17 protein-coding genes and 1 pseudogene are annotated in these 20604 nt (G+C 59.3%); 14 read left to right on the top strand and 4 right to left on the bottom strand.

What is annotated here, in order from left to right; all coding sequences use genetic code 11:
- The first annotated feature begins 5 nt into the window (after positions 1–5).
- The 9 genes and pseudogenes from GIW69_RS23385 (at position 6) to GIW69_RS23350 (ending at position 5565) form a co-directional block, all read left to right on the top strand.
- Positions 6–380, top strand: a complete 375-nt coding sequence (locus GIW69_RS23385) for a prepilin-type N-terminal cleavage/methylation domain-containing protein (RefSeq protein ID WP_236485134.1) — start codon at positions 6–8, stop codon at positions 378–380.
- Positions 355–894 carry a type II secretion system protein gene (locus tag GIW69_RS23380; RefSeq protein WP_236485133.1) on the top strand — a complete coding sequence of 180 codons (540 nt, stop codon included), beginning with the start codon at positions 355–357 and terminating at the stop codon, positions 892–894. The genes GIW69_RS23385 and GIW69_RS23380 overlap by 26 nt, the downstream gene beginning before the upstream one ends.
- A complete protein-coding gene (csgE, locus tag GIW69_RS23375) occupies positions 891–1283 on the top strand; it encodes a curli production assembly/transport protein CsgE (RefSeq protein WP_236485132.1) in 393 nt (130 codons plus the stop codon). Before GIW69_RS23380 ends, csgE begins: the two co-directional genes overlap by 4 nt.
- Complete coding sequence (locus tag GIW69_RS23370) at positions 1280–1699, top strand: curli assembly protein CsgF (protein ID WP_236485131.1); 420 nt, start codon at positions 1280–1282, stop codon at positions 1697–1699. The genes csgE and GIW69_RS23370 overlap by 4 nt, the downstream gene beginning before the upstream one ends.
- Before the next feature lie 29 nt (positions 1700–1728).
- Positions 1729–2589 carry a CsgG/HfaB family protein gene (locus GIW69_RS23365; protein WP_236485130.1) on the top strand — a complete coding sequence of 287 codons (861 nt, stop codon included), beginning with the start codon at positions 1729–1731 and terminating at the stop codon, positions 2587–2589.
- A gap of 770 nt (positions 2590–3359) precedes the next feature.
- Positions 3360–3731, top strand: a pseudogene (locus GIW69_RS23360) (DUF6124 family protein).
- Positions 3732–3912: 181 nt separating this feature from the next.
- A complete protein-coding gene (locus tag GIW69_RS26480; RefSeq protein WP_496570952.1) occupies positions 3913–4038 on the top strand; it encodes a PAAR domain-containing protein in 126 nt (41 codons plus the stop codon).
- Positions 4039–4415: 377 nt separating this feature from the next.
- Positions 4416–5114 carry a hypothetical protein gene (locus tag GIW69_RS23355; protein WP_236485129.1) on the top strand — a complete coding sequence of 233 codons (699 nt, stop codon included), beginning with the start codon at positions 4416–4418 and terminating at the stop codon, positions 5112–5114.
- A complete protein-coding gene (locus tag GIW69_RS23350; RefSeq protein ID WP_236485128.1) occupies positions 5089–5565 on the top strand; it encodes a magnesium and cobalt transport protein CorA in 477 nt (158 codons plus the stop codon). Before GIW69_RS23355 ends, GIW69_RS23350 begins: the two co-directional genes overlap by 26 nt.
- Positions 5566–5786: 221 nt before the next feature.
- Here GIW69_RS23350 and GIW69_RS23345 read toward each other — a convergent pair whose 3' ends face one another.
- From GIW69_RS23345 to GIW69_RS23330, 4 genes are all read right to left on the bottom strand, one after another.
- Positions 5787–7238 (bottom strand): curlin, encoded by a 1452-nt coding sequence (locus GIW69_RS23345; protein WP_236485127.1) that lies wholly within the window; start codon positions 7236–7238, stop codon positions 5787–5789.
- A 27-nt stretch (positions 7239–7265) separates the two neighbouring features.
- Positions 7266–7730 (bottom strand): curlin, encoded by a 465-nt coding sequence (locus tag GIW69_RS23340; RefSeq protein WP_236485126.1) that lies wholly within the window; start codon positions 7728–7730, stop codon positions 7266–7268.
- A 72-nt stretch (positions 7731–7802) separates the two neighbouring features.
- Positions 7803–10031 (bottom strand): Ig-like domain-containing protein, encoded by a 2229-nt coding sequence (locus tag GIW69_RS23335; RefSeq protein WP_236485125.1) that lies wholly within the window; start codon positions 10029–10031, stop codon positions 7803–7805.
- A 35-nt stretch (positions 10032–10066) separates the two neighbouring features.
- Positions 10067–11410: a hypothetical protein gene (locus tag GIW69_RS23330; RefSeq protein ID WP_236485124.1), complete on the bottom strand. Its 1344-nt coding sequence runs from the start codon at positions 11408–11410 to the stop codon at positions 10067–10069.
- Positions 11411–11951: 541 nt separating this feature from the next.
- Here GIW69_RS23330 and GIW69_RS23325 point away from each other — a divergent pair.
- The 5 genes from GIW69_RS23325 to GIW69_RS23305 all read left to right on the top strand — a co-directional run bounded on the left by GIW69_RS23325 (position 11952) and on the right by GIW69_RS23305 (position 20491).
- On the top strand, positions 11952–13400 hold the full coding sequence (locus GIW69_RS23325) for an ATP-binding protein (RefSeq protein WP_236485123.1): 1449 nt from the start codon (positions 11952–11954) through the stop codon (positions 13398–13400).
- A gap of 181 nt (positions 13401–13581) precedes the next feature.
- Positions 13582–16389, top strand: coding sequence for a multicopper oxidase domain-containing protein (locus GIW69_RS23320; protein ID WP_236485122.1), 2808 nt, complete (start codon positions 13582–13584; stop codon positions 16387–16389).
- A gap of 17 nt (positions 16390–16406) precedes the next feature.
- Positions 16407–17498 (top strand): SCO family protein, encoded by a 1092-nt coding sequence (locus GIW69_RS23315; RefSeq protein WP_236485121.1) that lies wholly within the window; start codon positions 16407–16409, stop codon positions 17496–17498.
- 103 nt (positions 17499–17601) lie between these two features.
- Positions 17602–19095 carry an ATP-binding protein gene (locus GIW69_RS23310; RefSeq protein WP_236485120.1) on the top strand — a complete coding sequence of 498 codons (1494 nt, stop codon included), beginning with the start codon at positions 17602–17604 and terminating at the stop codon, positions 19093–19095.
- Positions 19064–20491, top strand: coding sequence for a sigma-54-dependent transcriptional regulator (locus tag GIW69_RS23305; protein WP_236485119.1), 1428 nt, complete (start codon positions 19064–19066; stop codon positions 20489–20491). Before GIW69_RS23310 ends, GIW69_RS23305 begins: the two co-directional genes overlap by 32 nt.
- The last annotated feature ends 113 nt before the right edge of the window (positions 20492–20604 follow it).

Genomic DNA, 20604 nt, shown 5'->3' with positions numbered 1-20604 from the left:
ACAGCATGCGTCGGGAAAAAGGTTTTACCTTGCTGGAGCTGATGGTGGTAATGGCGATCATCGCCACCCTGATGACCATCGCCTTGCCGCGCTATTTCAACAGCCTCGAAGCGTCGAAAGAGACCACGTTGCGCCAGAGCCTGTCGGCCATGCGCGAGGCCCTCGATCACTATTACGGCGACACCGGGCGTTATCCGGATTCCGTCGAGCAACTGGTTGAACAACGCTATCTGCGCAACGCGCCGCTGGATCCGATCACCGAACGCATGGATCAGTGGGTACTCGTCGCGCCACCCGACGGTGTCGCCGGTGGTGTGGCCGATATCAAAAGCGGTGCTACCGGGAGGGCGCGTGATGGCAGCCAGTATTCCGAGTGGTAAGCGCGCGGAGCAGGGCGGGTTCACTTACCTGGGCGTGCTGTTCCTGATCGTCATCATGGGCATGGGCCTGGCCAGTGCCGGCGAGTTGTGGTCAACGTCTTCGCGCCGCGACCGTGAGCGCCAGTTGCTCTGGGTCGGCACCCAATACGCCCAGGCGCTGCGCAGCTACTACCGCAGTTCGCCGGGGCTGGCGCAGTACCCGAAAGAGCTGGCGGACATGCTCGATGACCAGCGTTTTCCGGAAGCCAGACACCACATCCGTCAGCTGTACCCGGATCCGATTGGCGGTGGCGAATGGTTCCTGCAGCGCGGTTTCGACGGGCGCATCACCGGCATCAACAGTCCGTCCACCGACACGCCGTTGAAGCAGTCTGGTTTTGCGCCGGAGTGGTCGGATTTCGAAGGCATGAAAAGTTACGCGGACTGGCAGTTCGTTGCCGAAAAAGCCTTTCTTGAAGGCACCAACGGCCCGGCCAAAGGCCAGTCGGCCTTGCCACAGGCATTGCAGCCATGAGTCGCCAATGGTGGTGCGCGCTGATCCTCGGCATCGCGGCGTCCTGCGCCAGTGCCAGCGAAGAAGACGAAATGCTCGGCTTCATCGTCGACAACACGATCTCGCACATCGGCCACGACTTTTATTACCTGTTCAGCGAGCGCCTGCGCGACACCAGCCCGATGGATTTCAACCTGGTGGTGCGCGAACGTCCGGACGCACGCTGGGGCAGCCTGGTGACCGTGGAGTATCAGCAACGCTTGGTGTATCGGCGCTTTCTGCCACCCAACACCGTGGACTTGAAACAAGACGCTTACGACGCCGCCGATTGGGTTCGCCGGCAAATCGTCCAGCGCAAGCTTGAAAACTTGCTGCAGGACACCACCGACCTTGAGAAGGACGAACTATGAACAGCAAAACGTTCTCACGGCGCGCAGGCATGTGGTTGCTCGGGCTCGGCAGTTACGGGTGGGTGCAGGCGACCGAGCTGGTTTACACGCCAGTCAACCCCTCGTTCGGCGGCAACCCGCTGAACGGCACCTGGCTGCTCAACAATGCCCAGGCCCAGAACGACTACGACGATCCTGACCTCAAGAGTCGGACGACGGTGGCCGGTACTTCGGCGCTGGAACGCTTCACCAGTCAATTGCAATCGCGACTGCTAGGGCAGTTGCTGGACAACATCTCCACCGGCAACACGGGGAGCCTGTCCACAGATGCATTCATCGTCAACGTGATCGACGACTCCGGCGCACTGAGCATCGAAGTGACCGACCGAGCGACCGGCGAAATTTCGGAAATTCTGGTGAACGGCCTCAACCCATGACGGGATGACGGTTCCGGGGAGTGATGGACATGAAAAAAATAATAGCGCTAGGGCTGATGTTGGCAGCATTGAACGGGTGCGGTTTACGCGAGCCGATGTCGGCCGAGCAGGACTCCGAAACCCCGACCCTGACCCCAAGGGCCTCGACCTACTACGACTTGCTGAAAATGCCTCGGCCCAAGGGTCGCCTGATGGCGGTGGTGTATGGCTTCCGTGACCAGACCGGACAATACAAACCGACCCCGGCCAGTTCGTTTTCCACCAGCGTGACCCAGGGCGCGGCGAGCATGTTGATGGACGCCTTGCAGTCCAGCGGTTGGTTCGTGGTGCTGGAGCGTGAAGGGCTGCAAAACCTGCTGACCGAACGCAAAATCATCCGTGCCTCGCAGAAGAAACCCAATACGCCGGTGAACATCGTCGCCGAGCTGCCACCGTTGCAGGCGGCGAACATGATGCTCGAAGGCGGGATCATTGCGTACGACACCAATGTGCGCAGTGGCGGGGAAGGGGCACGGTATCTGGGGATTGATATTGCCCGGGAATATCGGGTGGATCAGGTGACGGTGAATTTGCGTGCGGTGGATGTGCGCAGTGGGCAAGTGTTGGCGAATGTGATGACCAGCAAGACGATTTATTCGGTGGCGCGTAGTGCCGGGGTGTTCAAGTTTATCGAGTTCAAGAAGTTGCTGGAGGCTGAGGTCGGGTACACGACGAATGAGCCGGCGCAGTTGTGTGTGTTGTCGGCGATCGAGGCGGCGGTGGGGCATATGCTGGCGCAGGGTATTGAGCGGCGGTTGTGGCAGGTGGCGGGGGATAATTCAGTGCCTTCGCAGGATGAGACGTTGAATCGGTATTTGAGTCAGAACAAGGTGGATCCTGAGGCTGAATAGGGGTTGCTTTGAACGTGGCGGCCTTCGGGCCGACCAGGTTCTTGCGGTTGTGCTCGGTTCTTTGGGCATATCCGTTGCTGCGTGATGGCTGCTTTCGGTTTCGCCCTGACGGTCGACTCCCTTTGGCAAACGCCGGAATGCCGGCCCAGCCCAAAGGAAGCAAAGGTCTAGGCCCCTGCGTTCGGCCCTCGCAGGCTCGGGTTCCTTCGTTCTGATGGGGCCAGACAATCAAAAGCTTTGTCGAGCTAACGCTCATCCTGTTGAGTGGTTAAAAGCACGGCTTGGTTGGCTTTTGATCGTCGTAGGAGCCGAGCTTGCTCGCGAAGGCGGCCTGACAGCCAACCTGTTTCGTCATGATTCGGTTCTCATGTTGGCGCAACCGACGGTTTGATCGTTCCCACGCTCCGCGTGGGAACGCAGCCCGGGACGCTCCGCGTTCCAATGCTCAATGTTTAAAACATGTTTCAAAAACGCCGAACTTTCCCACGATGTTTTCAGGTTGCCCGTCGGAAGCCCGGGCTCTAGCCTTTGCACGTCGCTGCCAATTCAGCGATCGGGCCTGGAAACCTGAAGATGTGAGAGAGCGAAAACGCTTTTCATAACGTATGCTTGCGCGCCTTCATTTGTGCATGCAGTTATGGCGGCTGTGCGGGGGAGACATTTATGTCTGCCGGGTTGCTCTCTCCCGGATTTCCAGCCCGCGTATAGCTGTCACCCATTCGCCTGGAAATCGAAGCGGCCAGCTTCACCACTTATGAGAGTGAACGACCATGATCAAACCAACACCCAACCCTCCAGAATCCCTCACTACAGACCCCGCATCCCCCTACTAATCCCTCGATTCCAGAAAACTCCACGAAGCCGCCGAACGCGCGCTCGATCATTACCTGACGCCCACCGCCATTATCATGGCCGACCACAACAAACCCGCGCCGATGTACCTCGCCAACCCTTCCTGCAACACCGAATCGCTGCTCGCCAATGCCAGCGAATCCCTCGGCTCCGCCACCGAAATGCTCAACAACTTCGACGCGCTCCTGCACACCCCACACCGCAAAACCCTGCTCGGCATCGCCCAAGTGGTCATGCTCGGCGAACTGGCCATCAACCAGGCCCTCGATCACGTCGAACGAATCGCATAACCCCCTGTGGAGCTGCCGCAGGCTGCGATTTTTTGACTTTGTTTTTCTGAAGAACAAAATCAAAAGATCGCAGTCTGGAACACTGCTCCGCTTGATGTGCCGGGAAAGAAGACTTTTGATCGTTCAGCAGTCGCCAAGATCAGGTACCATCCGGCTATCGTGATATCAAAGGAGCGAAATAATGGCAGGAAAGCCAGTCGCAAGGCTCGGAGACCCCGGGAGTCATGGCGGAAATATCAGCACCGGATCAAGCCCTATTTTTGTTAATTCAATCCCCGTGGCTTTGGTAGGAGATATTTATTCCTGACCAGTTCATGGCGCCAATCCCATAACGACGGGCGCTCCGCATGTTTTCGGGCTAGGTAAAGACGTTGCCCATGTTGGCTCGCAAACGGCATGCGGAGCGAAGATTACGGCCGGTTCACCCGATACATTCGTCGGTGAGTCTGGTGGGGCTGCCACCAGTTTCTTCTCACAGTTTTTGAAAGAAAAAACGTTTGTTGAGTTTCAGTTGCTTAACGAAAGAGATGAGCCTATCGCCAACGAGGCGTATGAACTGACCCTTCCCGATGGGACCTTGATGACAGGCGTCCTTGACGAAAACGGCTTTGTTCATTTGGCAAATATTCCCAGAGGAAGTTGCAGCATAAAATTTCCGAAACTTGAAGATACGGAACATCTTTAATGGTTCAGCCTACTCAAACTACCAGCACGACACAGGCAGCAAAAAATACAGGCGCATCGGGGAAGACCACAAAAACCAATCAGGTAATCGTGTCGAGTGCTTATATGGAGATACTCGTGGGCGGTCCTTACATTCGCGATCAAGAAGAACATCCTTTCGGGCACGCGGCTTTACATGTCTTAGTTGGCAGTAAAGACATGACTTATGATTTTGGCCGTTATGGTAAGACTTGGGGTGCTTTTGATAGCGAGGGAGAGGGAGTGCTGAATGTTTGGATATCATTCAAATCATATATCTCTGGTGAAAACAGTTTGGGGCGTACAACAACCGGTTTTGTATATTTTTTGGATAACGCGAAAGCCGAGGCCGTTATCGCTCACTTTGATGGGATTGTCGCTCAGAAGAAGGAACAAAGAAAAAAGACAGCAACGTCCATCCGATTCGTTCTGCCGTCAAACTACCATCCAACCACGAATAACTGCACAACCGTGACTATTGCGGGTGCGAAAATTTCAGGAGTGCAGATTGTGCAGAACCCTGCGAATTTTAACCAAATGCGGGGTCTCTCATTTATCGAAAGGCAAGCAGCACGTACGCAGAAAGATCCGCAGGACGGACTCTTCATGCCGGCAGATCTACAAGCCATGCTCGAAGCGAATACCGAGGCCCACTATGATAAGAAAAATGTTTACAAGTAGGCGACTTGGCTTATGGTTGCTGGCGATTTTATTCGTAAATGCTTTTTTTTGGGTTGTTCTGATTTTTGGCGATATTGCGAAGGGGCATGATATGAAGATGATTAAAACTAAGGAGCCGTTGCTGATTGAAGGGCCGAATAACGATGAGGGCTACTATGTGCTGCCATTGGGAACTACGCTTTATCACGATAAAAGCTTTCCTGAGGGGCATGATCGTTATGTGGTGTATTTCAATCACAAAGGTGCAATTGCCCACGAAGAAGTACCCATGAAACCTGAGTACGGCGGCTCGTTTATTGACCCTCTTTGGCTGGCAAATATTGATCCGGATACCTTGAAGGAAATTTTTAAGCGTTTCCCGCTTTCCAAAAAAGACGTCGCTGCGGCTATTAAGGCTAATGAGATAACCAAAGATGATTTGGCGGACATTATAAGATCCATGCCGGATTGAAGACTTTGTTGAGCAGCCGCAGGCAAGTTGTCCAGCCAAATCCTAGTCCGCGCACTTCCGACGGCCAACCGCCAGAAGTGGTAAGAAAACATCCGGATTTTCTCGAAAACTAAATTTTTCCGTAGAATGCAGCCGATTTTAAACAGGCGCAGCGCCCACACCGTGCAACAAAAAACCGCGAGCCCCTTCACAAGGCTCGCGGTTTTTTTTCCACCCAACACTTACTGCTGCAAAACACTCGCCTGGTTAGCCGAACCGTATTGCTGGATCGTCGCGGTCTGCGTCATACCGCTCTGATCGACATTGGCAATGTTCCCCATGCCGCCCTGGGTCACGTACGCGACGTTCATGGTGTCGGCCTGTTTGACGGTGATCATGTTGTCGCTGCCGTACAGCTGCGAAGTGAACGCCTGGTTGCCGGTGCCGGACTGGTCGAATTCGGTGCTGTTGCCAGTACCGTTCGAGCTGCCTTGCGCCAGGTTGGTGGTGCCGCGCTGGTCGGCGATGAGGATGTTGTCGCTGCCGTTCTGGTCGAAGTACAGCTCGTTGTAGGAATCGGCCTGGGTGACCGTGGTTTTGTTGCCCGTGCCGGTTTGGCTAGTGGTCATGACTTGGCCGACGCCGTCCTGGGTGAAGTTGGCGATGTTGCCATTGCCGGCCTGGGTGACGGTGGCGCGCTGGCCGCTGCCGAATTGGCCGCCCGATTGCGGGCCTTTCCAGTTGCTGGCGTAAACCTTGTTGTCGTTGCCCACGGAAGTGGCGTTGAGGACGTGGCTGTCACCGTTCTGATAGGTAAAGTGCACGTTGCCGTTACCCACCTGATACAACGCGAGGGTCGAGTTGACCGACTCGAACTGATCGGCGTAGATGGCGTTGGTGTCGCCGACCTGGGTGACGGCGGCGGCGTTGTTCTCGCCGAAGCTCTGGTCGACCACGGTTTCGTTGCTGTTGCCGTACTGGTTGATGGTGGCCTGGCTCGCCAGCTGCGAGTCTTGCCAGACTTCGGTGCCATTGAAATCGCCGAGCTGGTTGATGGTGACGTTGCCGCCGGTGCCGTTGCGCTGGTCGCCATAGGCGTAGTTGCCTTCGCCGGCCTGGTTGATGCCGATCTGGCCACCGTTGTGTAGCACTTGTTCAGCGGTGCCGTAGTTGGCCGTGCCGTACTGGGTAATCACCGAGCTGTTGCCGGTGCCTTCGTACAGTTGCTCGATGTTGGCTTCGTTGTTGTCGCCGAACTGGAAGGTTTTGCCTTCGCTGCCGTTCTGCGAGTCTTGGTACACGAACGAGAAGTTGCCGGTGCCTTGCTGTTGTTGCAACGCCTGGTTGCCGGCACCGAAGCCGAGGGACTGGCTGCCATGGGCGATGTTGAACTGGCCCACTTGCTGCTGGGTGATGGTGCTGTTGTCTTCAAACAGTTGCTCGGCGTAACCGGCGTTGTAGTCGCCGGCGGCGTCTTGAATGATGACGCTGGTGGCGGTGTCCTGTACGGCTGCGGCGTTGTTGCCCAGGCCCAGTTGGGTCTGGGTGGCGGTGCTGGTCGGGGACTGACTCTGCTTCACATCGGCGATGTTGGCAGTACCGACCTGGCTCTGGTTCGAGATGCTGTCGTCAGCCATGACCTGGGCACTGATCATGACCAGGATCGCGGCGGTGAGGGGCGTCAATTTGAACATGATGGAGTCTCCAAAGGTTGCAGTGCTTTAGCGGTATTGCTTGACCGAGACGCTCATTCCGTTGCCCGACTGGGTCACGGCGCTTTGCAGCCCCGTGCCGGCCTGCTCGATGCTGGCGTCGTTGTTGTTGCCGTTTTGCGATATCTGCGCGCGGTTGTGGCTGCCGTTTTGATTGATCGATGCGGCGTTGCCGGAACCGGTTTGTGTAATCAATGCCATCAGGTCGCTGCCCTGTTGCAGGATGTACGCCTCCTGATTGCTGCCCGACTGCACGATCTGTCCGAGCAGGGATTGACCGTTCTGTTGCAGCAGGGCGACGTTGGCCTGGCCGATCTGATCGATCAGCGCTTGCTGTCCGATCGCAGGTGGCAGTTCGCCGAGGTCGGCGGTGGGTGCCAGGTCATCGTTTTCCATCAAGTCGTCGGCGCGCACGCCTGCAATGCCGCACAGCAAAAGCAGGCAAAGCAGGGCCGTGGCGATCGACGTGTTCATGGCGTGGTCCTCTTGAGCATCAACCGGGTCAGAGGCTTGCCCCACTCACCCGAAAGTGGGTGGGGCGCAGACTCAGAGTGTGGTCACCGTCACGGTGCGCACGGTGCCTTGGGACGAACGGATGGTGGCGGTCGGGTTGGCCGATGGCACCACCAGCGTGTTGTTGAGCGTCAGCCGCCAGCGTCCGGTCACCGGCACCGTGGTGGTGCCGAGGGTTACCAACCCGGTCGGGGTGGTCACCTGAACGGTGATGGTGTTGCCCGTGGTCACCGACGACGTGCCGGTGAAGTCCCAGTTGAAGCGGCCGCCTGAGCGGGCCTGCACGGTCGACGTTGTGATCGCGAAGGTTTCCGCCGCAGGTCGTGGCGACACTTGCACCGTGACCGTGGCCGGCGTCGATTGGGCGCCGAAGCTGTCCCTCGCGATGTAGGTGAAGGTTGTGGTGAACGCGGTGGTCACCGTCGCTGGTGGCGTGTAGGTGATGACTGTGCCGTCAGTGCTGACCGTGCCGCGGCCGGCGGCCGGTTGGGTCAGGCTGGCGACGCCCAGCGGCACGTTGCCTTCCGGATCGGTGTCGTTGGCCAACACGTTGATCGGGATGGCGACGCCCAGTGTCGCGACGCTGTCGGCAACGGCGGTCGGTGGAAGGTTAGGCTGCACGGTGATGGTCACGGTCGCGGCGGCGGTCGAGGCCAGGCCTTTGACGTCCTGGGCCTTGTAGGTGAAGGTCGTGGTCAACGGAGTGTTTACGACTGCTGGCGGGGTGTAGACCACCGCTGCAGTGCCGCTGAGTGCGACGGTGCCCTGGCCGGCGGCCGGTTGAGTCAACGCCGTAATGGACAGCGGCACATCGTTGTCGGGATCGCTGTCGTTGGTCAGCAGGCTGAGGCTGATCGGCACGCCGAAGGTGGTATTGCCAACATCGTTGACCGCCAGCGGTGGCTGGTTCTCGCCGGAGTTCGGCGCCGTGCCGACGACCACAACCGCTTCGGTATCGCTGCCGCCAGCGGCAGATTTCACCGTCACAGTGGCGGGCGGCTGGGTCAGGTCGGCAACGGTGATGCGTTGCAGGTTGCCACTACGCGACATGCGTCCGTAGCCTTGAGCGACCATGTCAGGGAACGCCACTTCATCGGTGGATGTCGCCTCGATCAACAGGCTGTGGTTGTCCCAGCTGTAGCGCGCGGTCTGGACTTTCACCACGTCGGTGAGCTTGGCAGACACCGCCGTCGGCCGTGTGGTGCCGGCCGGGTTGGTCGCGGTTACGACGATCACCGCAGGAACCGCGCCGGTGCCCAGGCGCTGGCCGAAGAACAGACCGTTGTTGTCACCCAACAGGCTTGTCTGGCATGGCGTCAGCGGCGGGCCGGGCAAGAGCGCAACGGTTTCGCGGAAGCACAGGGTCGAGCTGCTGTCGGCCTTGGCGAACACTTCTGCGCGTACGCCGGCCGCCGTCCGGCGATAGGTGGCGCGGTCAATGTCGACTTGGGTCTGCTGACGACTGTCGAGCACCTTGCCGGCCACGGTGAAGAGGCTGGTCTGGATCGTCCCGGCGGGACCTGTGATGCGCAAAAAGTTGGTGTTGAACGGGCTGCCGGTCACCGCTTCCGTGAGGTTCGGGTCGCCGACGAAGGTATCGATGCCGCCGGTGTCCGGGTTCACTTCGGTGTACGGGCCGTTGACGCTGCGCAGGAACGGCCCGATGTCGCCGTTGATCGCGCCGGAAAAGTCGCCGGGAGCGCCAATGCCGATGTCACGGGTGATATTGATCGCGCGGCGGCCGGGGGCGGTGACGTTGACCGTCTCCACACCGTAGGGGTGAGTGATGGTGTAAGTACCGGCAGTAGGAATGTTCACCCTGATCCGAATACGCGCGAAGCTTTGCTGATCCCCATCTGCGGGATTTTCCGAAGCGAACGCCGCTTCGATGCCAGCGACATAGGCGTCCACGCCATAACCGGCGGCGTTGTCGGCAATGGCGGTTTCAGCCAGAAACCAGAAGGCTTCCGGCGGCCAGTTGTCCGGGAAAATCATCGGCTGGGTATCGTCGTAGATGCCCGGTTCCGGCAGCAAGGTGCACATGTAGGCCGGCGGCACGCTGGCCCCCACTCGCGAGCTGACGGCACGCGACTGGCACAGTTCCATCGACAACTGATTGTTGTCCTGATACCACATCGGGAATTTCCCGGTGGCGAAGGTGTAGGGGCCGGGATCGACGGCGGCCAGTTGCGCGAACGCACTGCCGGTCAGCGAAAGAGTCAGCCCGAGCGCGTTGAGCGCGAAGCGTGGCCACTTGTTCATGATGCCTCCTGATGCGGATCTGGGCATGTGAGCGTTCATTGCACGATGACCACTTCTTCGGTATCGCTGCCGCCGTTGGACGACGTCACCCGAACCTTGGCCGGCGGAATCGGCGAGATCCCGGTCGCGAGGGTTTTCACCGCGCCGTCGCCACTCAGGGCACCAATCGCGGCACCGCCAGCGGAAGTGGCGGTGAGTACCGGCGGCGAGGTTTCGTCACTGGTCGAGGCCACCAGGGTCAGTTGCCCGGAGCTCAGGCTGTACTCGGCGCGCTGAATCACCACCAGATCGGTCAGGGCCATCGACAATGTGGTCGGTGTGCTGGTCGGGATGGCCAGACTGTTGTCGGCTGTTACTTGCAGCGAGGTGGGCAGGCCAGGATTGACCGCCGATTGCGCGTACCAGGCACCGGTGGTGTTGGCTTCGGTCATGTTCAGCACCGGAGTGCTGCTGGTGACCGCGGCGGTGCCCGGTGGCGGCGGGGCAAGGACAAACACGTCTTGCTGGGCCACCGGAGCACTTTCGCCGGCCGTGCGCGAGTAGGTGCTGCGTTGGGCAATCATCGGTGTCGGCCGAACCACGGTGGACAATTTGCCGGACACGGCAAACAACGTAGTGCGCAGATCAATGCCGCCGGGACCTTCGATGCGCACGTAGTTGGTATTGAACGGACTGCCGGTGACCGGTTCGTTCAGGTTAGGGTCACCGATGAATTGCTCGGCGCCGCCTAGCGGATTGGTCTCGGTGTAGGGGCCGTTGACGCTGCGCAGGAACGGGCCGAGGTCGCTCTTGAGCGCGCCGTCGTAGGTTTTCGGCGTACCGATGCCGATGTCGCGGGTCATGTTGATTGCCCGGCGGCCGGGGGTGTCGACGGTGAATACATCGACGCCGTAGGGGTGGGTGATTACGTAAGTGCCAGCGGTAGGCACGTCGACGCGAATGCGGATACGGCCGAAGCTGACCTGATCGCCTTCCACCGGCTCTTCGGCGGCGAATGCGGCTTCGATGGCGCTGACGTAGGTCAGGTCGATGCCGCGTGCCGCATCGACAAGGGTGGTTTCGCCGGTGAACCAGAACGCCTCATCGGGAAAGTTGGTCGGAAAAACAATCGGCTGCGCATCGTCGAACACACCGGGCGTCGGCAGTAACGAACACATGTACGAAGGCGCGCCGGGGGCGCTAGGCACTCGCGAGCTGAGCGCCTTGGACAGGCACAGATCCAGGGTGCGGCCATGGGTGTCCTGATACCAACTGGCGAAACCGCCATTGGCCGGCACGTAAGGGCCGGGATCCACGGCAAACAAAGCGGCCTGGGCGACGCCCTGGGCCAATGCGCTAACGACCAGGGCGGCCGCCGTTTTGGACAGTAAAGGGTGCATGAGTATTCCCTCTATCAAGGTACCTGCCCCTTGGGGATGGGTCAGTTGCAAAGGGCTTTACAACTTCCATACCAACGGATGGGCCACACGCGGCAGAGGCCCGTGGCGCAAGGGGCGCGCAAAAGCGAAGGATGAGAAGCAGACGCGCCGAACGGGCGTCTGTCCCCAGTGTTGGGGGCGGTGGGGTACCAGTGTTTGGCGCAGCTGAAGCGAAGGGCGCGGGCCCGCTTCCGATGCCGTCGGCCGAGTTGCGTCTTGTGTTAAATAGGCAGGCCTCTTCGCTGGCAAGCCAGCTCCCACAGTATTGTGGGGCTCCACACATATCAGTACGCCCGAGACCCTGTGGGAGCTGGCTTGCCAGCGATGGCGTCAGGTCAGGCGAGATTGATATTAATGTGCCGGCCTCTTCGCGAGCAGGCTCGCTCCCACAGGTTCGCGGGTGTTCTTTCGCAGTTAGGAAGACGGGGGCGGGGTACCCGCAATCGGGCAATCCCCCGGGGGTGGGCTATAACCCTATGAGACGTTTTGGAAACCCGCCGCCATGAACATGCAGTCCAAATCATTTCTCTCCGAGGATGCCACCCTGCGGCTGGGTTCGCGCAAGCTGCCGTTCAACCTGTTGCGCTGGTTTTCCCTGATCAGCATGGCGGTGATCGGTATTGTGGCCATCGCCCTCGGCGCGGTTTCGACGCGGTTCGTGATCGAGGAAAGCGTACAGCGCGATGCCTTGCTCACCGCCCAGTTCATCCAGGCCATCGCCTCGGCCGAAGTTCGCCATGTGTCGATTCCCAATGTGCGCACGATGGGTGAACTGCTCGACGCGCGTCAGGACAAAGATTTTCCCGATGTCGATCCTGGCGCTCGGGCCAACGCCCGAGGCGAATTCCTCGATCACATCGAACACTTGCCAGATGTGATCCTCGCCAACATTTATGCCTCGGATCGCAGGGTGGTCTGGTCGACCAACCCGGCGCTCATCGGCACCACCATTCATTCCGATGAAGATCTGGATCGTGCCTTCAATGAAAAAATCCCGGTGTCGGCCAGCTATCACGACGTCGACAAAGAGCGGATGGAGCAGAAATTCATCACACCGCCCGATTACATCTTCATTGAAAACTACATCCCGCTGTTCGATGCCGATGGCAGCACCGTCACGGCGATGGTCGAGATCTACAAAGAGCCCAAAGACCTGATCGCTCGCATGGAGCGCGGCCTGACGCTGATCTGGCTGGCGACCGCTCTGGGCGGCGGGCTGATTTACCTCGGGCTCTACTGGATCGTGCGGCGCGCCGCCATTCTGCTCGCGGTGCAGCAACGGCAATTGATCGCCAATGAAACTTATGTGGCACTCGGCGAGATGTCTTCAGCGGTGGCGCACAGCTTGCGCAATCCGCTGGCGACGATCCGCTCCAGTGCAGAACTGGCGCTGGAGTTCGACGCCGGGCCCGCGCAGAAAAACATCAAGGACATCATCGGCCAGGTCGACCGCATGTCGAAATGGGTGCGCGAGCTGCTGCAATCGCTGCGACCGCTCAACGATGACCCGGAACCGGTGAATCTTGTCGCGGCGGTGCACGACAGCCTCATGGCCTTCGAACAGCAAATCGCCCGCGCCGGGGTCAACGTGGTGTTCCATCCCCAGCAGACGCCGATGGTGCTGAGCCAGCCCGTACAACTGACACAGATCCTCAATAGCCTGCTGGCCAATGCCCTTGAAGCGATGGACAAGGGCGGCACGCTGACGGTCAGTCTTGAGCCCAGCGAAAATCGTGGCGTGTCCGTTGTGCTCAGCGACACCGGCAAGGGCATGAATGAGGAACAACGCAGCATGGCGTTCCGCCCGTTTTTCACCACCAAGGCAGGCGGCCTCGGCGTAGGGCTGGTGTTGGTCAAGCGAATCATGGAGCGTTTCGGTGGCGGCGTAACCCTGGACAGCCGCGAAGGCGAGGGGACAACCGTTCGTCTGGCGTTCCAGTTAGTCCCATGAAACGGGGATGAACTTTCCCCAAGGGCGGGTGTCAAGCCCCAGTCGGTTCGGGTAATGGCGTAAATGTGAATGGCTAACTAATTGTTTTGTAAGGACTAAAGCCTGACAATTAATTTGTTTCAAAGTGTGGCGAGGTAATTGCAAAACACCATCACCCCTTCCTTGATTGAGGCGGCTGGTGATGAACAGGACAACGCTTTACCCCTGCAAACCCTTCTTGTTGACGCCGTTGAGCGTCTTCCTCACGTTGACCCTCGGAACGATGGCGGGCGTCCACGCAAGCCCCATCGATGATGAGCGACAGCCGGAAACCTCCGACCCGTCAGCGTACTACGACGAGCCAGCCGATGAGGCGGCCGCCCTTGGCGCCATCCTGACGATGCCCGAAGCCAACGAAGACTCCTTCGATTTGCCGGACGGCGTGAAAGGCTCGCGCGATTCGACCCGTGTCGAAAACGTCCTGCCGCCGAGCATACAGACCAGTTTCAACTACCCCACCAACGGCAAGCCGAGCCCTCTGTACGGGGCCCAGCCGTTTACTCAGCAATTGCTGTTGTTCGAAGAATTCGGCGCGGAAAAACTCGACCCGACCACCCCGGCCGCGCCGTTGCCATTCCCACCGGCGGCCATTGGCCCTGCACCCGCGCAGGATCCCAACAGCGTGGCGCGCAGCGCGCCGCCGGGCACCGCGCTCGATACCTTCCTCAAGCAACCGGGACTGACGCCATTCCCAAGCCAGTTCTCCAACGTTGTCGACCGCAACCCGTGGCAGGCGCAGATCGAAGTGTTCCTCAACCGGCACATCGGTTCGTCCGCCGAAGGCCGGCCGCCGGGCAAAGGCTGGTCGCATCAGCGCTGGAACGAGTTCTACCCGCAAAACGCCTACAAAACCGTGCAGACCGGTGCACGGCTCAACGGTGGCCTGCGTGACACGCTGCAAATGCACAAATACGCCATCGGCGAATTCGGCCCGGGCGGGCTGTATCACAACGTCGCGGGTGTGCCACTGACGAATGGCACCGCCAAAGGTGTCGACATACGTTTCCATCCGGCCATGCCGATCCAGAATCACAACGCGGTGTGGACGTTCGACGGCACGCTGCCGCCGAAACTGCTCATGGTGCGTTACGGTCAACCGACGTTAATGCGTCATTACAACGGCTTGCCGATCGATCCGTCGGCCAACCGTGGCTTCGGCCTGCACACTATCAGCACTCATGAGCACAACGGCCACGGGCCGGCGGAAAGCGACGGCTATGCCAACGCGTTTTTCTTCCCGGGGCAGTTCTACGACTATCGCTGGCCGATCCAGTTGGCTGGTTACGACACCATCAACACCAAGGCTGAAGATCCCCGCGCCGCGTTCCCGTGCGCAGACGGCGAAACCCTGTGGGTCAACGCCGTGGTGCCGGAAAAGAAAACCTGCGATCACGGCACCATCAAGATTCGCGGCGACTGGCGCGAAACCATGAGCACCCACTGGTTCCACGACCACATGCTCGATTTCACCGCGCAGAATGTCTACAAGGGCAACGCGGCGATGATGAATTATTACAGCGCCCTGGATCGCGGCAACGAGTCGGTGAACGACGGCGTCAACCTGCGGCTACCCAGCGGCAGCGGCTTGCCATGGGGTAACCGCGACTACGACGTCAACCTGGTGTTTGCAGACAAAGCCTGGGATCAGGAAGGGCAGTTGTGGTTCAACCCGTTCAACACCGACGGCTTCCTCGGTGACCAGTTGCTGGTCAACTGGCAATGGAAACCGACCCTTGATGTCCGGGCGCGCAGCTATCGCTTCCGCATCCTCAACGGCTCGGTGTCGCGCTACTTCAAACTGGCGCTGGTGCGGGAAATCAAAGGCAACAGCGGCGAATTCCAGGGGCCGAAAAACTCCGGTGTGTCGTACAGCCGCGTGCCGTTTCACATGATCGCCAACGACGGCAACATCATGGAACACGCCGTGCCGTTCGACGGCAGCATGGATCTGGACGCCGATGGCGACAAACAGAACCACAACGCGATTCTGCCGACCCAGGGCATCGCCGAACGGTTCGACATCATCGTCAATTTCGCGAAAAACGGCATCAAGCCGGGCGACAAGATCTTCTTCCTCAACCTTCAGGCCCATGACGACGGCAAAGGCCCGAAAGAGGTGATTGCGCTGGCGGATCTTTTGTCCGAGAAATACCTGGCAGTGATCAAGCAAACCAGCAAAGGCCCGCAGTGGGATCGGGGCGATCCAGCGGTGGGCAAGATCCTGCAACTGAACGTCAAGGCCTATACCGGCCAGGATCTGGCCATGAACCCGGCAGCCTACGAACCGGCGAAACCGGGCAAGGCTGAAGGGCTGGTGATGATCCCGCTGAAGATCCACCGCGACAACGCCGCCGACAAAGCGATATTGGCCCAGGCCCGCCACCGCACCTTCATCTTCGGCCGTTCCGACGGCACCGATGAGGCACCGTGGACGGTCAAGACCGACGGCGGTTTCGGCTACCACATGGATCCGCGGCGGTTGAATGCGTCGACCCAGTTGTCGACCGGGCCAACCGACGCCGGGGCCGCCGGGTTCGGCACACTGGAGGTGTGGAACATCAAGGCCGGTGGCAAGGGCTGGAGCCATCCGGTGCACGTGCATTTCGAGGAAGGCATTATCCTTAGCCGTGGCGGCAAGGCTCCACCGGAATGGGAAAAATGGGCACGCAAGGACGTCTATCGCATCGGTTCGGAAATCGATGGGCTGGACAGCGTGGAGATGGCGATCAACTTCCGCGAATTCGCAGGAACATACATGGAGCACTGTCACAACACCCAGCATGAAGACAACTCGATGCTGCTGCGTTGGGACATTGAAAAGCCCGGTCAATTCCAGTTGATGCCGACACCGCTGCCAAGCTGGGATGGCGTGCGCTACGTGAACTCCGCCGCGCTGCCCACCTTCCGTAATGGCGATGGCTTCGGCCCGCAAGTGAACGTCGCCAAATGAGAAGGGAGGGAGCCGTCATGAATCGTCAAGCACCGCGCTCCCAAGCGTTGGGCATGCATCGGGTGCTGGTCTTGGTGACCTGTCTGCTCGGCAGTCAGGCATTGATTGCCCACCAGATGCCACCCGAGGCTTCCGCCCCCGCAACCCAGGGAGCCGCCGAATCGGCGACCCCGTGGGGCGCGGGTTATTTTCCCAACACACTGCTCACCGATCAGGACGGCCAGCAGGTGCATTTTTACGATGACCTGATCAAAGACAAAGTGGTGGTGATCAATTTCATCTTCACCTCGTGCAGCGATTCCTGCCCACTGGAAACAGCGCGGTTGCGCCAGGTGCAGAAACTGCTCGGTGATCGAGTCGGCAAGGACGTCTTTTTCTACTCGATCAGCATCGACCCGTTGAGCGACACGCCGGCCGTGCTCAAGGCCTATTCGCAACGCTTCAAGGTCGGCCCGGGCTGGAAGTTCCTGACCGGCGAATTTGAAGACGTCACTGACCTGCGCAAGAAGCTCGGTCTGTTTATCGAAGGCGTCGACAACGGTCGCAGCAAGGACCACAACCTCAGCCTGATCGTCGGCAACCAGACTACCGGGCGCTGGATGAAAGCCTCGCCGTTCGAGAACCCGTGGATCCTCGCCGATCAATTGGCCAACACCTTGCAGAACTGGAAAGACCCAAGCATCGAAGAAAGTTACGCCAACGCGCCGGACATTCGCCCGCCGAGCAACGGCGAAGAGCTTTTTCGCACTCGTTGCGCGTCGTGTCACAGCCTCGGCCCGCAAGACGGGCAGGGCATCGGCATGCGCGGCATCGGCCCGGATCTGATCGGCGTCACCCGTCAACGCGAACCGTCGTGGCTGAGTCGCTGGATCCGCGAGCCGGATCGCATGCTCGCGGAAAAAGACCCGATCGCCGTGCAATTGTTTGAACAGTACGAGCGGATTTCGATGCCCAATCTGCGCCTGGACCAGTTGTCCGCGCAGTCGATCATCGACTTCCTGAGCGAAGAGACCGAACGCCAGCACCCGGCCTCAAAAGACGTCGCCGCCGGGGCGTTGACGCCAATAAAACCGGGGTCTACAGCCGAATCGGTGGGTCAGATGCGATAGCGGCGAAATAGCATCATTGAACCGTGTTGCCGTGTTAATAGCCGCCTACACTCATCGAAGATGGCGACGGTAACCGGCTCGATACAATCTCCAGGGCACTCCCATGCAGCGACTGGAAGCAAAAACAATCCCTGCGCCGGCCACGCCGTCAGCAGCGAGCAAGACCTGGGGCGAACAGTTCAATCTGCTGCGCTGGTTTTCGCTCGGCAGCTTTTTCATCATCGCCGTCGTGGCGCTGGGCCTGGGCTACATTTCCACGCGTTTTGTCGTGACCGAAAGTGTTGAACGCGACGCGCTGCTCACCGCGCAATTCGTGCAGGCCATTGGCGATGCGGAAATGCGCCACGCCGGCATCAATCCGGCTCGAACCATGGGCGAAATGCTCGACCCGCGTCAGGATGGCCGTTTTCCTGATGTCAGCCTGATTTCCCATGTTGCTGCGCGCACGGAATTTCTCGACCACGTCGAGCATTTGCCGGACATTCTGCTGGCCACGGTGTATGCGCTGGATCGCACGGTGATCTGGTCGACCAACCCTGAGCTGATTGGTGTGCACATCAAAGACGATGACGAGCTGGATGAGTCGTTCGAGATGAAAGTCCCGGTGTCCTCCAGCTATCACAAAATTGATGATGAGCGTCCGGAGCAGCAATTGCTGCGTGAGCCGAAGTACCTGTTCATCGAGAATTACATACCGATGTTCAATGCCGACAAAAGCAAAGTCGTCGCCATGGTCGAAATCTACAAGGAACCGTCGGATCTGGTGGAGCGTATTGACCGTGGCTTTGCCTCGATCTGGCTGGCGACCTTGCTGGGTGGCACGGCGATCTATCTTGGGCTGTTCTGGATTGTGCGGCGCGCGGCAAAATTGTTGCAGAGCCAGCAAAAGCAATTGGTCAGCAACGAAACCTTTGTCGCGCTGGGCGAAATGTCCTCGGCGGTGGCGCACAGCCTGCGCAATCCGTTGGCAACCATCCGCTCCAGTGCCGAACTGGCTCAAGAGGTTGCCAGCTCCGACGCGCAGAAAAACATCGGTGACATCATCAGCCAGGTCGACCGCATGTCACGCTGGGTACGCGAACTGCTAGTGTCGTTACGCCCGGTGAGCGATGACGGCGAGGCGGTGGATCTGCTGCTCGCGCTCGATGACACCGTTGGCGCTTTCGACGCGTTGATCAAGCGCAACGGCGTTGAAGTACGGTTCACTCCGCAGCCTTGCCCGCCGGTCATCAGCCAGCAAGTGCTGCTGACGCAAATACTCAACAGCCTGTTTGCCAACGCTCTTGAAGCGATGCCCCGGGGTGGTGTGTTGACTGTCGAGATCGAGACACAGCAACCGGGTTGCGTGTGCATGACCCTCGGCGACAATGGCAAAGGCATGAGCGCGCAGCAGCAACTGTCGGTGTTCAAACCGTTTTTCACCACCAAACAGGGCGGGCTCGGCGTGGGTCTGGCTCTCGTCAAAAGAATCATGGAGCGGTTTCAGGGCTCGGTCGTGTTGACCAGCAAAGAGCAGGAAGGAACCCGCGTCAGTCTCAACTTCAAAGTGGCATCGGGAGGGGAATATGGAACACAGCATTCTGCTGGTCGAGGATGACGAATTGCTCGCCGAAAATATTCAGACCTACCTGGAGCGCAAGGACTTCGAGGTGACGGTCTGCCACTCGGCCGAGGACGCGCTGGAGCAACTGGGCAGCTTCGTGCCTGACGTGGTGCTGACCGACAACTCGCTGCCGGGCATGAGCGGTCACGACTTGATCCAGAAGCTGCGCGTCAGCGCGCCGGATCTGAAAGTGATCATGATGACCGGCTACGGCAACGTTGAAGATGCGGTGGTGGCGATGAAGGAGGGCGCCTTTCATTACGTCACCAAACCCGTGGCCCTGCCGGAGCTGAAATTGCTGCTCGACAAGGCCCTGGCGACCGAACGAATGGAACGCACGCTGTCGTTCTATCAGGATCGCGAGGCACAGAAATCCGGGGTGCAGGCGTTGATTGGCGATTCGGCGCCGATGGAGTACCTCAAAGGCACCATCGCGCAATTGCTCGACGCCGAGCGACGTATGGCCAATACCGATCTGCCGCCGGTACTGGTCGAAGGCGAGACCGGCACCGGCAAGGAACTGGTGGCTCGCGCGCTGCACTTCGACGGCCCGCGCAGCAAAGGGCCGTTTATTGAATTCAACTGCGCGTCGATTCCCTCCAATCTGGTCGAGTCGGAACTGTTCGGCCACGAGAAGGGTGCCTTTACGGATGCCAAGGATCGCCGGGTCGGCCTGGTCGAAGCGGCCGACGGCGGCACGCTGTTTCTCGATGAAGTCGGCGAAATGGATCTGCTGCTGCAAGCCAAACTGCTGAAGCTTCTGGAAGACCGCACCATCCGCCGGGTCGGCTCGGTGAAGGAGCGCAAAGTCAATTTGCGGGTGATCAGCGCCACCAACTGCAACCTTGAGCAAATGGTGCAGCAGGGCAAGTTCCGTCGGGATCTGTTCTTTCGCCTGCGGATCATTTCGATCAAAGTGCCGCGCCTGTACGCACGGGGCGAGGACATTCTGTTGCTGGCCAGGCATTTCCTCGCCAGTCACGGCAAACGCTACGGCAAGCCGAATCTGCATTTCAGCGATCAGGCCGAAGACCTGCTGCTCAGCTACACCTGGCCGGGCAACGTGCGCGAACTGCGCAACATGCTGGAGCAGACCGTATTACTGGCGCAGAGCGACACGATTGCCGCGCACCAGTTGAACGTCTGCATGAGCCTGGTGGACGAACCGCCACTGCATCATCACGAAATGCCGCACTTCGAACCACGCCCGGCGAACAACACCGAATCGATGAACCTGCCGGAAGTCGAACGCGACATGGTGCGCAAGATGCTCGACAAAACTGACTGGAACGTCACCAAGTCCGCACGCTTGCTCGGCCTGAGCCGCGACATGCTGCGATACCGCATCGAAAAACTCGGCCTGGCCCGCCCCGACAAACGCCAGTGGTAAATCACCCGTGTAGGAGCTGTCGAGTGAAACGAGGCTGCGATCTTTTGATATTGATTGTAAGAAACACCATCAAAAGATCGCAGCCTGGTTTCACTCGACGGCTCCTACAGGGG

This window comes from Pseudomonas syringae, from assembly GCF_021605415.1.
Lineage (GTDB): Bacteria > Pseudomonadota > Gammaproteobacteria > Pseudomonadales > Pseudomonadaceae > Aquipseudomonas > Aquipseudomonas syringae_S.
The sequence above is the reverse complement of the archived record's forward strand: the minus strand, read 5'-3'. Positions and strand labels throughout refer to the sequence as shown.

Bases quoted from the DNA above. Each gene is read 5' to 3' on its own strand.
- GIW69_RS26480 (WP_496570952.1), top strand. From the start codon at position 3,913: ATGGCAGGAAAGCCAGTCGCAAGGCTCGGAGACCCCGGGAGTCATGGC.
- GIW69_RS23325 (WP_236485123.1), top strand. From the start codon at position 11,952: ATGAACATGCAGTCCAAATCATTTCTCTCCGAGGATGCCACCCTGCGG.
- csgE (WP_236485132.1), top strand. From the start codon at position 891: ATGAGTCGCCAATGGTGGTGCGCGCTGATCCTCGGCATCGCGGCGTCC.
- GIW69_RS23345 (WP_236485127.1), bottom strand. From the start codon at position 7,238: ATGTTCAAATTGACGCCCCTCACCGCCGCGATCCTGGTCATGATCAGT.
- GIW69_RS23310 (WP_236485120.1), top strand. From the start codon at position 17,602: ATGCAGCGACTGGAAGCAAAAACAATCCCTGCGCCGGCCACGCCGTCA.
- GIW69_RS23340 (WP_236485126.1), bottom strand. From the start codon at position 7,730: ATGAACACGTCGATCGCCACGGCCCTGCTTTGCCTGCTTTTGCTGTGC.
- GIW69_RS23355 (WP_236485129.1), top strand. From the start codon at position 4,416: ATGGTTCAGCCTACTCAAACTACCAGCACGACACAGGCAGCAAAAAAT.
- GIW69_RS23315 (WP_236485121.1), top strand. From the start codon at position 16,407: ATGAATCGTCAAGCACCGCGCTCCCAAGCGTTGGGCATGCATCGGGTG.
- GIW69_RS23350 (WP_236485128.1), top strand. From the start codon at position 5,089: ATGATAAGAAAAATGTTTACAAGTAGGCGACTTGGCTTATGGTTGCTG.
- GIW69_RS23335 (WP_236485125.1), bottom strand. From the start codon at position 10,031: ATGAACAAGTGGCCACGCTTCGCGCTCAACGCGCTCGGGCTGACTCTT.
- GIW69_RS23330 (WP_236485124.1), bottom strand. From the start codon at position 11,410: ATGCACCCTTTACTGTCCAAAACGGCGGCCGCCCTGGTCGTTAGCGCA.
- GIW69_RS23305 (WP_236485119.1), top strand. From the start codon at position 19,064: ATGGAACACAGCATTCTGCTGGTCGAGGATGACGAATTGCTCGCCGAA.
- GIW69_RS23380 (WP_236485133.1), top strand. From the start codon at position 355: ATGGCAGCCAGTATTCCGAGTGGTAAGCGCGCGGAGCAGGGCGGGTTC.
- GIW69_RS23385 (WP_236485134.1), top strand. From the start codon at position 6: ATGCGTCGGGAAAAAGGTTTTACCTTGCTGGAGCTGATGGTGGTAATG.
- GIW69_RS23370 (WP_236485131.1), top strand. From the start codon at position 1,280: ATGAACAGCAAAACGTTCTCACGGCGCGCAGGCATGTGGTTGCTCGGG.
- GIW69_RS23320 (WP_236485122.1), top strand. From the start codon at position 13,582: ATGAACAGGACAACGCTTTACCCCTGCAAACCCTTCTTGTTGACGCCG.
- GIW69_RS23365 (WP_236485130.1), top strand. From the start codon at position 1,729: ATGAAAAAAATAATAGCGCTAGGGCTGATGTTGGCAGCATTGAACGGG.